Here is a 12,212-nt window from a genome sequence, read left to right on the forward strand (position 1 = left end):
CTGGTCGCGGTGTACGGCACCGGCGCGCTGCGGCTGGAGCGCATCGCCGCCGCGGCGGCGCTCGACGAGGCCGGCCTGCGCGCGCGCTTCGGCTGCGACCGGCGTTTGCGCGAGGCGCTGGAGCAGCGCTTCGCCGACAGCTTCGTCGCGCGCGTGCGCGCCGCCATGGACCAGTGCCGCGACGGCGACTGGAGCGGCCGCCTGCGCGCCTGGGTGCGCACTGCGGTGAGCGCCTACCTGGAGCAGGTCGCGCTGCACGACGCGCTGTTCCACGACGCCCACGGCAACGGTTACGACCGCCAGGCCTGGCAGGACAACCCGGTGATCGACCAGTTGGTCGAGCTGCTGGAAGGCGGGATCGCCGCGCGGGTGTGGGCGGCGCCGGATCCGCGCATGACCGCGGTGATCTTCTTCAGCGCCATGCACGGCGCGGTCGACCGCGCCATCGCCTGCGGCGATGCGCAGGCGCGGCCGGACGAGGCCCGGCACCGACTGGTGCAGACCCTGATCGGCCATTTCGAGCGCAACGTGCAGTGGTGGACGCGGTTCTGAGCCCGCGCCGCCGGCGCGCGGCGCGCGCTCAGGCGGCGTCGCAGCGCAGCAGGCGCGCCACCGCCGCGCGCAGGTCGAGATCGATCGCGTCCCAGACCGCGTCGCCGCCGATCTCGCGCGCCTCGCGCAAGGCCTCCAGCGCCGCCTCGCGCCGGCCCAGGCGCAGTTGCGCCTGGCCGAGCAGCAGCGCCGGCAACGCCGCGTGGCGCTGCCGGCCCCACTCGCGCGCCGCGCGCGCGGCGAGGATGCAGCCGGGGTAATCGCCGAGCCGGTACAGCGCTTCGGCGGCGCCGGCGCTGAGCCAATGGCGGATTTCGTCGTCGCCCAGGCCGATGTCGGCCAACGCGATCGCGCGGGCCCAGTGCTTGGCCGCCTGGCGGTGTTCGCCGGCGGCCTGATGGGCGATGGCCTGGTTGGCCAGGTCGAGCACCCGCGACTCGAAGTCGTCGGGCTGAGCGTTCATGTCCGTATGCATCGATGGGTTCCTGTCCTGGAGCCGGTCTCAATGTGAACGAGCGTGCTTGCACATCCATGCGAAAAAGCGCCGCCCGCGCTGTTGCCAACGCGGTGCGGGACGAAAAGGGGTCACTGCAGGTGGAAGGGGCGTTCCTGCGGGTCGGCCTCGCCCGGCCCGGCCTCGCGCTCCGGCCACAGCCGCGGCTGCCGCGGCAGCCGCGCGACGAAGCGCGCGCCGCCCAGCGAGGACGGCTCGACGTGGATCGAGCCGCCGTGGCGGTCGATCACCTGGCGCACGATGCTCAGGCCCAGGCCGTAGCCGCCGGTGGCGCGGTCGCGGCTGCGGTCGAGGCGATAGAAGGGTTCGAACACGCGCCGGCGGTCCTCGGCCGGGATGCCGACGCCGTCGTCCTCGACGATCAGCAGCCAGTCCTCGCCGGCCGGCTCGGCGGCGACGCGGATCGCGCTGTCGGCGTAGCGCACCGCGTTGCGCATCAGGTTGGAGAACGCGCGGCGCAGGCTGCGCGGCTCCACCGCCACCTCGTCGAGCTCGGCCGAGATCGCCCAGTCGATGCGGGTCGCGCGGCTGCGCAGCTCTTCGGCCGACACGCCGGTGGAGGAGCGCAGGAAGCCTTCCAGCTGCACCGGCTCCAGGCTCGGGCGCGGGCCGTTGCGTTCGAGCATGCCCAGCGTCAGCAGCTCGCCGACCAGCAGGTCGAGCTCTTCCACGTCGCAGCGCAGCGCGTGCACGCGGGCGCGCGCGACCCGGTCGTCGAGGGTGTCGGCGAGGTTGGCCAGGCCGAACTCCAGCCGCGTGATCGGCGTGCGCAGCTCGTGCGAGGCGGCGTTGACCATGTCGCGCTGGGACTGGATCAGGCGGCCGATCTGGTCGGCCATGTTGTTGAAATGGGCGGCCAGCTGTCGGATCGAGGAGCCGCCGCGCAGGCGCGCGCGCGCGCCCAGGTCGCCGTCGCCGAACTGGGCCGCGGTCACCCGCAGCCGCTCCAGGTCGCGCCAGTGCGGCTGCAGCCACATCATCAGGCCCAGCAGCACCATCGCGAACACGGTGAGGTAGGCGACGTAGCGGATCGGAAAATCGTTCTCGGTGTAGACGATCTGCACGGTCTCGCCGCCAGGCAGGCGCAGGAACAGGTGGTGGTGCTCGTTGCCGACGTGGTCGCTGGCGCTGCCCAGGCGGTCGAGTTCGCGGCGGGTGCGCTTGGGCAGCGCGGCCAGTTCCTGGGCGTTGATCCGGCTGTAGCGCTCGGGCGTGCGCCGGTTGAGTTCGCCCAGGCGCCGCTCCAGCTCGGTGCCGGTGGCCTCGCCCAGGCGTTCGCGCAGCAGGGTCAGTTCGCCGACGAACTCGTGCCGCACCGAGGCGGAGTACTGGTCCGGGAACAGGTACGGAAACACCTGCTGCACCACCAGGATCGAGCACAGCAGCAGCCCGGCCACGGTGAGGTACAGCCGGACCAGCATCGAGAGCATTCAGTCCTCCCAGGCGATCGGGCTGAACAGATAGCCCCGTCCCCACACGGTCTTGATCTTGCGCGGCTCATGCGCGTCGTCGGCGAAGTGGCGGCGCAGGCGCGAGATGCTGACGTCGACGGTGCGGTCGACGCCGTCGAAGCCGATGCCGCGCCAGCGCCGCAGCAGCTCGTCGCGGCTGAGCACGCGGCCGGCGGCCTGGGCCAGGATCACGAACAGGTTGTAGTCGGCGGTCTTCAGGTCGATCTCGTCGCCCTTCCAGCGCACCTGGCGCGCGGTGAGGTCGATCTGCAGGCCGCCGTAGCTCAGCACCGACGGCCCGGCCGCCTGCGGCTGGGCTTGGCTGCGGCGCAGCACCGCGCGCAGCCGCGCCAGCAGCAGGCGCGGCTCGACCGGCTTGAGCACGTAGTCGTCGGCACCGACCTCCAGGCCGGTGACCTGGTCGAACAGGTCCGCGCGCGCGGTCAGCATCACGATCGGCAAGCTGGATTGCTTGCGGATCTGCCGGCACACGTCGAAACCGTCCATGCCGGGCAGCATCAAGTCGAGCACGATCACGTCGGGCGGATCGTTCTCGATCGCGGCCAACGCAAGGTCGCCGCGCAGCACCACCGAGGTCTGGAAGTCGTAGCGTTGCAAGTACTCGGAGATCAGCCCGGCCAGACGGGCGTCGTCCTCGATCAGCAGGACTTTGTTCATGGCCACCTCATGCGAGCCGGCATGGTAGCGCCGGGGGGCGTGGGCCGTGGGGGCGATACAAATAAACACATCTGCCGTTGAGGCTAGCGTCAGCCGGGTTTTCGTGTGTGAACATGGGGCTCCGAAGGAGGGACGCGATGCGCAGCGGGGCGAAGGATTCGATACCGCCGGGGCGCGGACGGTTGCAAGCCGGCCGGCGCGCGGCCGCTAAGCCGATGTTGCGCGCGGCCATGGGCCGCGCGGCATGCGGGTGTCGGCGATGAGCGCGCCGGCCCGCCGCGCCGGCATCGCGCGCGGCGCGGGCATCGCCTTCGCCGCCGCCTGGGTCGCAGGTTCGGCCTATGTCGCCTGGGATCTGTATGTGCCCGGCATCTGGGGCATTCCGCTGGCGGTCGCGCTGGCCTGCGCCGGCTGCCTGGTCCTGGCACGGTGGCCGCAGGCGCTCGCGGCGCGCTGGTTGCGGGCGTGGCTGTGGACCGCGCTGTTCTGCTTCGCGCTGGTGCCGCCGGTGTACACCCTGATCGCCGACGCGGCCAATGCCTGGTGGCCCGACCGTTTCATGTGCGGCGACGGCGACCGGCGGGTGCGTTGCGGAATGATCGGAATCGAAGCGCTCGCCGTGCCCCTCGCGGTGTTCGCGGCGGCGGTGGCGTACCGGCTGAAATGGCGCGACGAGGCGGCGGAGACCGCGGCGACCGCGCTTGCGCTGTTGATCGCGCTGATCTGGCTGGCGGCGGTGTCGTTCTGAGCCGGCCGGATGAACAGGCAACTTGACGGTTGCATTTATCCGGCGCAGGCTGAAAGGCAACCAGGAGGTTGCCCATGAACGCATCGACCGATCGCATCCAACGCCGCATCCTGCTCGAAGCCCCGCGCGCCAAGGTCTGGCGCGCGCTCGCCGACGTCGAGTCGTTCGGCGAATGGTTCGGGGTCCGGCTGCAGGGCCAGCGCTTCGCCCCGGGCGAGTCCGCGCAGGGCTACATCACCTATCCCGGCTACGAGCACCTGCTGATGAACGTGATGGTGCAGGCGATGGAACCCGAGCGCCGGTTCTCGTTCCACTGGCATCCCTACGCGGTCGATCCGGACCGCGACTACTCGCACGAGCCGCCGACGCTGGTCGAATTCGTGCTCGAAGACGGCGAGGGCGGCACCTGGCTCACCGTGACCGAGTCGGGCTTCGACCGGATCCCGGCCGAGCGCCGCGAGGAAGCGTTCCGGATGAATTCCGGCGGCTGGGACGAGCAGGTCAAGAACATCGCCGCCTATGTCGGTACCCGTTAGGCCGGCCAAGCCCGCCGCCGCGCTCAAGGCGCCGGCGCTGCGGCGTTCGGCGCGGGTGTTCGAGGCGCTGGGCGACGAAACCCGCCTGCGCCTGGTGGTGGCGCTGTGCGCCGGCGGCGCGCTGTCGATCGCCCAGCTCACCGCCGGCACCGACATCAGCCGCCAGGCGGTGACCAAGCACCTGCAGGTGTTGGCCGGCGTGGGGCTGGTGCGCGATCTGAAGGTCGGGCGCGAGCGGCTGTGGCAGTTCGAGCCGACCGAGCTGGAACAGGCCCGGCAATCGCTGCAGCGCATCGGCGAGCACTGGGACCAGGCGTTGCTGCGGCTGAAGGCGTTCGTCGAGACGTGAGCCGCGCCGCGCTCAACGGTCGGTGAGGTCCAGCGCCGGCCGCCGCTGCTCGCGGCAATAGCGTTCGTACGCGGCGCGCTGGCTCTGCGCGGTCGCGCGCAGCCGCACCGTGCCGCCGGGGCCGAGGAATTCGACCGCGCCCATCACCACCACCAGCGCGATCATCGGTTCGGCGCCGACGATCTTCCACCAATCGACGTTGCCCGGCGGCTCGTAGACGTAGTCGCCCGGGCCGATCAGCTCGCCGGTGCACAGCTGGCGGGTGCCGCTGAGGTTGTAGGCGTGGATCTCGCCGGTGTGGCGGTGCAGCGGCATGACCAGGCCCGGGTCCATGCGCAGCAGTTCGACGAAACCGCGGTCGTCGGCGAAGAAGCGCAGCGGCTTGGAGTACTTGCCGGGCGTGTCGGCGGGAATCCACGGCAGCTCGGCGCTGGCGCCGATGCGCGCGGGCAGGTAGTCGTGCAGGGTGTCGAAACCGGAAGGCATGGCGGTCGCTCGCAGGAGGGCGCGCCGGCTCAGCCGGCGATCGCGTCGAAATAGCGCTGGAACGAGGCGTCGACCGCGGCGCGGCCGCCGCCGAGGATGTTGCGGCCCAGGCTGTAGCCGTAGACGTCCTCGAAGTCGTAGCCGGCCAGGCGCTCGCGCATCGCGCGCACGTCGGCCGGTTTCATCGGGATGTAGTTCGGGTAGCTGTACATGAAGGTGGTGTGGCGGCGGTCGGACACCACCTGCAGCGCATCGCCGGGGAACAGCGCGTCGCCGCGCCCGCCGCCGCGGCGCCAGTGCAGCGCGGTGCTGCCGGGGAAGTGGCCGCCGCAGCGGATCAGCACCGCATCGTCGGACAGCCGCAGCTCGTCGCCGCGCCACCAGCGGATCGCCGGCGACGGCCGCTGCACCCAGTCGCGGTCGGCTTCGTGCAGATAGATCGGGACATCGCCGAACGCGCGGCTCCACTCGACCATCGAGGCATAGAAATGCGGATGCGAGATCGCGATCAGGTCGACGCCGCCGAGTTCGCGCAGCGCCTGCACGGCTTCGTCGGTGACCAGCGCCAGGGTTTCCCACAGCAGGTTGCCGGCGCCGGTCGGCAGGAACATCGCGCGCTGGTCGATGGCGAAGGCCGGGCTCATGCTCAGGCTGAGCACGCCGGCGTCGTCGTCGATGCGCAGGCGATGGCGCTGGGCCAGCGACTCCAGCGTGGTCCAGCGCTGGCCGTTCCAGCCGACGTACTGGCGCTCGTCCTCGCAGATCGGGCAGCGCGGCGGCGGCGCGGCGGATTCGGCGAACTGGGTGCCGCAGGTTTCGCAGATCGGGAAAGGCATGGCGGGCCTCGCGGGGGCAGGTCGGGTGCGGCTGTTTCTATGGGAGGGATTTCGGTTTTTGTAGGAGGGACTTCAGTCCCGATGCTTTCCGGTCAGGTCTGCGGCGATCTGGCACAACAGCGTCGGGCCTGAAGGCCCTCCCACAAGTCAGTGGAGGGACTTCGGTTTTTGTGGGAGGGACTTCAGTCCCGATGCTTTCCGGTCAGGTCTGCGGCGATCTGGCGCAAGAGCGTCGGGCCTGAAGGCCCTCGCACAAGAGCGGATGCGTCAGGTCTTCGCGCCCTGGCCGAACAAGGCCTGTCGCTCGGCTTGGGTGAAATTGGCCGGCTTGGCGTAGGGATCTTCGACGCCGGCATACGCGCGCTGGGTCGCCGGCCGTTCGCGCATCCGTTCGAACCAGCGCTGCAGGTCGGGCGTGGCGGCCAGGTCGTGGCCGAGCCCGGCGTGCGGCAGCACCCACGGATAGCAGGCGATGTCGACGATCGACAGCGCGTCGCCGACGATGAACTCGCGGCCGCGCAGGCGCCGGTCGAGCACGCCGTACAGGCGCGCGGCTTCGCGGGTGTAGCGCTCGATCGCGTAGGGCACCGCCTCGGGCGCGTGGGCGCGGAAGTGCCCGGCCTGGCCGGCCATCGGCCCGAGCCCGGCCATCTGCCAGAACAGCCATTGCTCGGCCTCCAACTGCTCGCGCTGCGCGCGCGGCCACAGCAGGCCGGTCTTGCGCGCCAGGTAGAGCAGGATCGCGCCGGATTCGAACACCGGCAGCGGCGCGCCGCCGTCGGCCGGGGCGTGGTCGACGATCGCCGGAATCTTGTTGTTCGGCGAAATCGCCAGGAACGGCGCGGCGAACTGCTCGCCGGCCGACAGCCGCACCGGCACGATCCGGTGGGCGAGGCCGGTCTCTTCCAGGAACAGGCGCAGCTTCAGCCCGTTGGGGGTGGCGGCGTAGTACAGGTCGATCATCTCGGCGGGTTCCGCAGCGGCGAAGGCCGCGCTCAGGAGCCCAGCTTAGGAGTAGGCTGGCGCCCCGATTGAGCCAAAACGAGTGGAATCGATGGAGCCAGTTTCCGGGCGCGACGTGTTCGAGTTCCCGCTGAGCCTGCCGGCGCGCGGGCACGGCCATCTGACCCACGAACTGCACCAGCAGCTGCGCGCGGCGATCCTCGACGGGCGCCTGGCGGCCGGCGCGGCCCTGCCGGCGACGCGCCAGGCCGCGGCCGGGCTCGGCATCGCCCGCAACACCGTGGTCGCCGCCTACGACCTGCTGATTGCCGAGGGCTATGTCAGCCCGCGCCAGGGCGCCAGGGCGGTGGTCGCCGACGTCGCCGCGCGCCGCGACCGGCGCGCGCCGCAGCGGCTGCGCGCCGGGATCGAGGACCAGCGCCTGAACCCGATGTGGCGCACCCCGTTCCTGCGTCCCGACCCGCCGCGCGAGCTGCCCGAGCGCTGCTTTCGCCTGGGCATTCCCGACCATCGCCATTTCCCGCACGCGCTGTGGCGGAGGTTGTCGGCGCAGTCGCTGCGGGCGTGGTCGCGCACCGGTTTCAGTTATCCGCCGTCGGAAGGCATCGCCGAACTGCGCCACGCCATCGCCCAGCACGTCGCCTTCGCCCGCGCGGTGGCCTGCACCGGCGACGACGTGGTGGTGACCTCCGGCGCGCAGCAGGCCTTCGACCTGCTCGCGCGCCTGCTGGTGACGCCCGGGCAGACCCGGGTGGCGGTGGAGGAACCCGGTTACCCGCCGGTGCGCGCGGCCTTCGCCGCCGCCGGCGCGCGGCTGGCGCCGATGCCGGTGGACGAGGAAGGCCTGTGCGTGGAACAACTGCCCGACGACGTGCGCGTGATCAGCGTGACCCCGTCGCACCAGTCGCCGACCGGCGTCGCGCTGTCGCTGCGCCGGCGCCGCGCCCTGCTCGACTTCGCCCGCCGCCGCGGCGCGCTGGTGATCGAAGACGACTACGACGGCGAGTTCCGCTTCGGCGGCCGTCCGCTCGACGCCCTGCAGACGCTCGACCGCGACGGCCTGGTGTTCTACATCGGCACCTTCTCCAAGAGCCTGTTCCCATCGCTGCGCAAGGGCTTCATCGTCGCCCCGCGCTGGGCCCGCGACGCGCTGGTGACGGTCAAGCACTGCGCCGATTCGCACAGCGACACGGCCACCCAGTCGGTGCTGGCCGCCTTCATCCGCGACGGCCACCTGGCCCGGCACGTGCGGCGCATGCGCGCGGTCTACGCGCCGCGGCGCGCGGCACTGCTGGCCGCGCTCGACGCCGAGCTGGCGCCGTGGCTGCAGCCGATCCCGTGCGAGGCCGGCATGCACCTGGCCGCGCGCATCCGCGATCCGGAACTGGCGCCGGCGATCCTCGCGCGCCTGCCGCGGCACATGCCCGGCGCGCAATCGATCGGCGAGTACGCGATGGCCGCGCCGGCGAAGCCCGCGATCACCTTCGGTTACGGCGTCATCGACGCCGAAGCGATCCGGCCGGCGACGCGCGCGTTCGCGCGTGCGCTGGCGCGCATGGACTGAGCCGCGAAGGCTCTGCGATATCCCCCTGTAGGAGCGGCGCGAGCCGCGACCGCGACAACGCAACTACGCCGCAGCCTGCGCCGCGAGCGGACACCCCGCAGTCGCGGCTCGCGCCGCTTCTACAGGGGCGACCGGGCCCGCGCCGCGAGCGCGGGCCCGGAGCCGACGACCTCAGTCGAACCGATAGCTCACGCTGAGGCTGTAGCGCCGGCCGAGGATGTCGTAGGTGCCGATGCCCAGCTCGGCCGGCGTGGTGCCCAGCGGCGGATCCTTGTCGAGCAGGTTCTGCACCGCGAAGTTGACCCGCACGTTGTCGCCGAAGCGGTAGTTGGCGCCGGCGCCGAGCAACCAGTACGACGGCGCGCGCAGCACGTCGGCGGTCTCCACGGTGTTCTCGTTGTCGAACACCGACGCGCTCAGGTAGCGCGCGTTGAGGTTCAGCCCGAGCCTGTCCTTCTGGTAGTCCACGCCGAACTGGTACTGGCGCTTGGCCATGCCGACTTCGCCGGCGTCGTCGTCGACGCTGACGCCGGTGGTCGAGCTTTCGAAGCGCTTGACCCACAGCGCGTTGGCGCTGAAGTCGAAGCGGCCCCAGTCGCCGGCGTCCCAGCGGTAGGCCAGCTCGCCGGTGATGCCCTGGAAGTGGATGAAATCGCCGTTGCGGTAGCGCACCGCGACGATGTCGAACTGGCCGTCGGCGTTGCGCTTGATCTGCTGGCAATAGTAGTTGGCGTTGTTGACGTTGGCCGGATTGAACTCGGCGTTGTCGTAGCAGGCCGACAGCACGTCGTTGATGCTCTGGGCGAAGATCTGGTCCTTGAGCTTGACCTCGTTGTAGTCCACCGCCAGGCGCAGGCCCTTGACGAACTCGGGCTGCCAGACGAAGCCGGCGGTCCACGAATCGGCCGCCTCGTTGCGCAGGTTCGGCTCGCCCTGGCGCGCGCCGCGCGCGGTCGCGCTGTTCTGCTGGAAGTCGACCGGGTTCAGGCCGTACTGCTGGTAGAACGCGGCGCAGTTGCGCGCGCGCACGGCCGGATCCGGGCCGCCGGTGACGTTGCGGCGGTCGCAGGGGTCGGAGGTGGTCTGGAACAGCTCCACCTGCGGCAGGAACAGCTCGGTGATCACCGGCGCGCGCAGCGAGCGGGTCTTGTTGCCGCGGATCTGCAGGCCCGGCAGCGGCTCCCACTGCAGGCCGTAGGTGTAGGCGTTGAAGCCGCCGTTGACGCTGTTGTCGACGCGGCGGAACTTGCCGGTGATGTCGAGCCGGTGCAGGCCCGGGATATTGGCGTCGGGCGACACCAGCGGCAGCATCGCTTCGGCGTAGTACTCGTTGGTGTGGTACTTGCCGTTGAGCGCGGGGATCGGGACCGAGCGCCCCAGCCCGCGGAGGGTGAAATCGTTCGGGGTGAAGCCGCCTTCCTCGACCCGGTATTCGTAGCCCAGCGCCACGTTGAGCGGGCCGCTCCACAGCTCGGCGACCGGGCCGCTGACGAAGGCGCTGAACACCTTCTGCTTCTGCTCGAAGTCGGTGCGCTGGATGCCGGTGATGTAGCCGATCGCCTCGGCCGAGGGCCGGCCCTGGCCGAACAGGTCCAGCGGCACGCAGTTGGGATCGGCGATCGGATTGGAGTTGGCGCCGGCGGTGGCGGCGTAGACCGCGTTGCGCGCGTTCGGATCGCACACCAGGCGCCCGCCGACGTTGCTGACGTTGATGGCGTTGATGAAGTGCTGCTGGTTCAGCGACACCGACGAGGTGTGCGCCTTCATTCGGCCGTAGTTGGCCGAGACTTCCCAGTCGAACGGCCGCGACCACAGCTCGAAGTCGCCGCGCGCGCCGACCACGATGCGGTCGATGGTGCTCTGGGTGCGGTCCGGGGTCAGGCCGAGATCGGCCGAGGTGCGGGCCAGGCGGAAGCTGCCGATGTCCAGCGCCTGCAACTGCTGGCGCGCCTGCGCGTTGAGCAGCGGATGGGTCGACTGCACGATCAGCGCGCTGTTGAGGCGGGTGCCGGCGGTGGTGTTGCCGGTGGAGGCGATGTCGACCGGCGGATCGGCATCGGCGCGGTAATGCAGGCCTTCGGCGAACAGCCGCACGTTGTCGGCCACGTCGTAATGGCCGATCACGTTGACGGTCTGGCGCTTGAGGCTGGTCAGCAGCGCGGTGATGTCGGCGGTGTTCAAACCCTGGCCGCCGGACGCGGTGCTGGTGCCGAAGTTCACGCCCGGGTCGTAGGGCACCAGGTTGCCGTTCGGCGCGAACTGCAGATACGTGCGCTGGTTCGGGCCGAAGCCGCGCAGCGCGCCGCCGGGCAGGGTGACCGCGCCGCTGACCGGCAGCACCAGGCCGCCGAAGGTGGTGGTGAAGGTGCGCGCGTCGCGGATCAGCACGGTGCCGGGGATGCCGTCGTCCGGGCCGGTGTCGAACGGCACGTTGCCGTGCACGCGGCCGTCGGTCGCGGGGTTGCGGCCGGGCTGGTTGGCGCGCATCTGCGCGGCGTTGGGGTTGGCCGGGAAGGCGTAGGCGCGGGCGAAGTCGGTGCGGTCCGAACGCACCAGGCCCTGGCTGTCGTCGTAGGACGCGCCGACCATGAGGTTGCCGCGGCCGTCGGCGAAATCGGCGCCGGCCAGCACGCTGTAGCCCAGGCGCTCGTTGTCGCCGTGGTCGCTGATGCCGTAGTTGAAGTTGGCCTCCACGCCCTGGAAGCGGTCCTTGAGGATCACGTTGACCACGCCGGCGATCGCGTCGGAGCCGTAGGTCGGCGCGCCGCCGATGGCGACGTTCTCGACCCGGTCGATCATCTGCACCGGGATCGCGTTGAGGTCGACCTGGGAACCGGCGGAGGCGCCGAAGTTGGTCAGCGCGCGCGAGGTCACCATGCGCCGGCCGTTGAGCAGGGTCAGGGTGCGGTTGCTGCCCAGGCCGAAGCGGTTCACGAAGTTGACGCCGCCGGCGAAGTTGGCCTGGCCGCCCTCCGGGGTCTGGCCGATGCCGAAGCCGACGGTCTGGTTGAGCGCGTCGGCGACGTTGGTCAAGCCGCGCTCGCGCACCGACTCGCCGGAGACCACGCCGGCCGGTTCGAGGGTGTCGAAACCGCTGCGCGGGATGCGCGAGGCGGTGACCTTGATGCCTTCCAGCTCGGTCGCGCTGCGCTCGGCCGGCGCCGGCTCTGGCGCGGCGGCCTGCTGGGCCGTGGCGGCGAAGGGTGCGAAGGCCGGCGCGGCGAGGGCGACGGCGAGAGCGGTCAACAGCGGATGGCGCCGCAGGCTGCGGCGTTCGGACGGACTGGTCATTCAGGAAATCCCCGGGTCGGGCCGGCGCGTACGGTCGGCAGCCCGGCCAGTACGCCCAACCCGGCAAAACCGCCGCAAGGCCGCCCAGGGCGTAGGTCATGGCAAAAACGTGACGGGGCTGCGGCGCGTCACGCGCTGTTTCAATCGGTTCGCCCGGATCCGGGCCGGAAGCCGGCTGCATCGGCGGCGGGCACGGGCGCCGGGTGCGGCCGGCGCGGCGGGCCGGCGGCGGTCACGGGCGCGA

The 12,212-nt window shown here is 71.3% G+C and carries 13 protein-coding genes; 5 read left to right on the forward strand and 8 right to left on the reverse strand.

Annotation, left to right across the window (positions count from 1 at the left end; genetic code table 11):
* Positions 1–552 (forward strand): hypothetical protein (locus A7A76_RS14310; RefSeq protein ID WP_206411820.1); only part of this gene is annotated, 552 nt, incomplete at its 5' end.
* Positions 553–580: 28 nt separating this feature from the next.
* Here A7A76_RS14310 and A7A76_RS14315 read toward each other — a convergent pair.
* From A7A76_RS14315 to A7A76_RS14325, 3 genes are all read right to left on the reverse strand, one after another.
* On the reverse strand, positions 581–1,015 hold the full coding sequence (locus tag A7A76_RS14315; protein WP_206411821.1) for a hypothetical protein: 435 nt from the start codon (positions 1,013–1,015) through the stop codon (positions 581–583).
* A 122-nt stretch (positions 1,016–1,137) separates the two neighbouring features.
* Positions 1,138–2,496: an ATP-binding protein gene (locus A7A76_RS14320; RefSeq protein WP_206411822.1), complete on the reverse strand. Its 1,359-nt coding sequence runs from the start codon at positions 2,494–2,496 to the stop codon at positions 1,138–1,140.
* Positions 2,497–3,195 (reverse strand): response regulator, encoded by a 699-nt coding sequence (locus tag A7A76_RS14325; protein WP_206411823.1) that lies wholly within the window; start codon positions 3,193–3,195, stop codon positions 2,497–2,499.
* Positions 3,196–3,454: 259 nt separating this feature from the next.
* On the opposite strand from A7A76_RS14325, the gene A7A76_RS14330 reads away from it, so the two are divergent.
* The 3 genes from A7A76_RS14330 (at position 3,455) to A7A76_RS14340 (ending at position 4,828) form a co-directional block, all read left to right on the forward strand.
* Positions 3,455–3,943 carry a hypothetical protein gene (locus tag A7A76_RS14330; protein WP_206411824.1) on the forward strand — a complete coding sequence of 163 codons (489 nt, stop codon included), beginning with the start codon at positions 3,455–3,457 and terminating at the stop codon, positions 3,941–3,943.
* A 74-nt stretch (positions 3,944–4,017) separates the two neighbouring features.
* Positions 4,018–4,479, forward strand: a complete 462-nt coding sequence (locus A7A76_RS14335) for an SRPBCC family protein (protein WP_206411825.1) — start codon at positions 4,018–4,020, stop codon at positions 4,477–4,479.
* Positions 4,463–4,828, forward strand: coding sequence for an ArsR/SmtB family transcription factor (locus tag A7A76_RS14340; protein WP_206411826.1), 366 nt, complete (start codon positions 4,463–4,465; stop codon positions 4,826–4,828). Before A7A76_RS14335 ends, A7A76_RS14340 begins: the two co-directional genes overlap by 17 nt.
* 12 nt (positions 4,829–4,840) lie before the next feature.
* Here A7A76_RS14340 and A7A76_RS14345 read toward each other — a convergent pair whose 3' ends face one another.
* The 4 genes from A7A76_RS14345 to A7A76_RS14355 form a co-directional block, all read right to left on the reverse strand.
* Entirely contained in the window at positions 4,841–5,314 is a 474-nt protein-coding gene (locus A7A76_RS14345; protein WP_206411827.1) for a cupin domain-containing protein, read from the reverse strand.
* 29 nt (positions 5,315–5,343) lie between these two features.
* Positions 5,344–6,150: an MBL fold metallo-hydrolase gene (locus A7A76_RS14350; RefSeq protein WP_206411828.1), complete on the reverse strand. Its 807-nt coding sequence runs from the start codon at positions 6,148–6,150 to the stop codon at positions 5,344–5,346.
* Between the two features lie 72 nt (positions 6,151–6,222).
* Positions 6,223–6,294, reverse strand: a complete 72-nt coding sequence (locus A7A76_RS26670) for a DUF6053 domain-containing protein (RefSeq protein WP_428995158.1) — start codon at positions 6,292–6,294, stop codon at positions 6,223–6,225.
* 123 nt (positions 6,295–6,417) lie between these two features.
* The gene (locus A7A76_RS14355; RefSeq protein WP_206411829.1) at positions 6,418–7,113 is read right to left on the reverse strand and encodes a glutathione binding-like protein; all 696 of its coding nucleotides are present in this window, start codon (positions 7,111–7,113) and stop codon (positions 6,418–6,420) included.
* A gap of 91 nt (positions 7,114–7,204) precedes the next feature.
* Here A7A76_RS14355 and A7A76_RS14360 point away from each other — a divergent pair, with 91 nt between their 5' ends.
* Positions 7,205–8,677, forward strand: a complete 1,473-nt coding sequence (locus A7A76_RS14360; RefSeq protein WP_206411830.1) for a PLP-dependent aminotransferase family protein — start codon at positions 7,205–7,207, stop codon at positions 8,675–8,677.
* A gap of 171 nt (positions 8,678–8,848) precedes the next feature.
* Here A7A76_RS14360 and A7A76_RS14365 read toward each other — a convergent pair whose 3' ends face one another.
* Complete coding sequence (locus A7A76_RS14365) at positions 8,849–11,968, reverse strand: TonB-dependent receptor domain-containing protein (protein ID WP_206411831.1); 3,120 nt, start codon at positions 11,966–11,968, stop codon at positions 8,849–8,851.
* Positions 11,969–12,212 lie beyond the last annotated feature (244 nt).

The sequence above is a fragment of the Lysobacter enzymogenes genome, from assembly GCF_017168095.1.
In the GTDB taxonomy this organism is placed as follows: Bacteria; Pseudomonadota; Gammaproteobacteria; order Xanthomonadales; family Xanthomonadaceae; genus Lysobacter; species Lysobacter enzymogenes_D.

Excerpts from the sequence above, each read along its gene's own strand:
- A7A76_RS14335 (WP_206411825.1), top strand. The coding sequence starts at position 4,018 with ATGAACGCATCGACCGATCGCATCCAACGCCGCATCCTGCTCGAAGCC.
- A7A76_RS14325 (WP_206411823.1), bottom strand. The coding sequence starts at position 3,195 with ATGAACAAAGTCCTGCTGATCGAGGACGACGCCCGTCTGGCCGGGCTG.
- A7A76_RS14345 (WP_206411827.1), bottom strand. The coding sequence starts at position 5,314 with ATGCCTTCCGGTTTCGACACCCTGCACGACTACCTGCCCGCGCGCATC.
- A7A76_RS14315 (WP_206411821.1), bottom strand. The coding sequence starts at position 1,015 with ATGAACGCTCAGCCCGACGACTTCGAGTCGCGGGTGCTCGACCTGGCC.
- A7A76_RS14330 (WP_206411824.1), top strand. The coding sequence starts at position 3,455 with ATGAGCGCGCCGGCCCGCCGCGCCGGCATCGCGCGCGGCGCGGGCATC.
- A7A76_RS14360 (WP_206411830.1), top strand. The coding sequence starts at position 7,205 with ATGGAGCCAGTTTCCGGGCGCGACGTGTTCGAGTTCCCGCTGAGCCTG.
- A7A76_RS14365 (WP_206411831.1), bottom strand. The coding sequence starts at position 11,968 with ATGACCAGTCCGTCCGAACGCCGCAGCCTGCGGCGCCATCCGCTGTTG.
- A7A76_RS14355 (WP_206411829.1), bottom strand. The coding sequence starts at position 7,113 with ATGATCGACCTGTACTACGCCGCCACCCCCAACGGGCTGAAGCTGCGC.
- A7A76_RS14350 (WP_206411828.1), bottom strand. The coding sequence starts at position 6,150 with ATGCCTTTCCCGATCTGCGAAACCTGCGGCACCCAGTTCGCCGAATCC.
- A7A76_RS14340 (WP_206411826.1), top strand. The coding sequence starts at position 4,463 with ATGTCGGTACCCGTTAGGCCGGCCAAGCCCGCCGCCGCGCTCAAGGCG.
- A7A76_RS14320 (WP_206411822.1), bottom strand. The coding sequence starts at position 2,496 with ATGCTCTCGATGCTGGTCCGGCTGTACCTCACCGTGGCCGGGCTGCTG.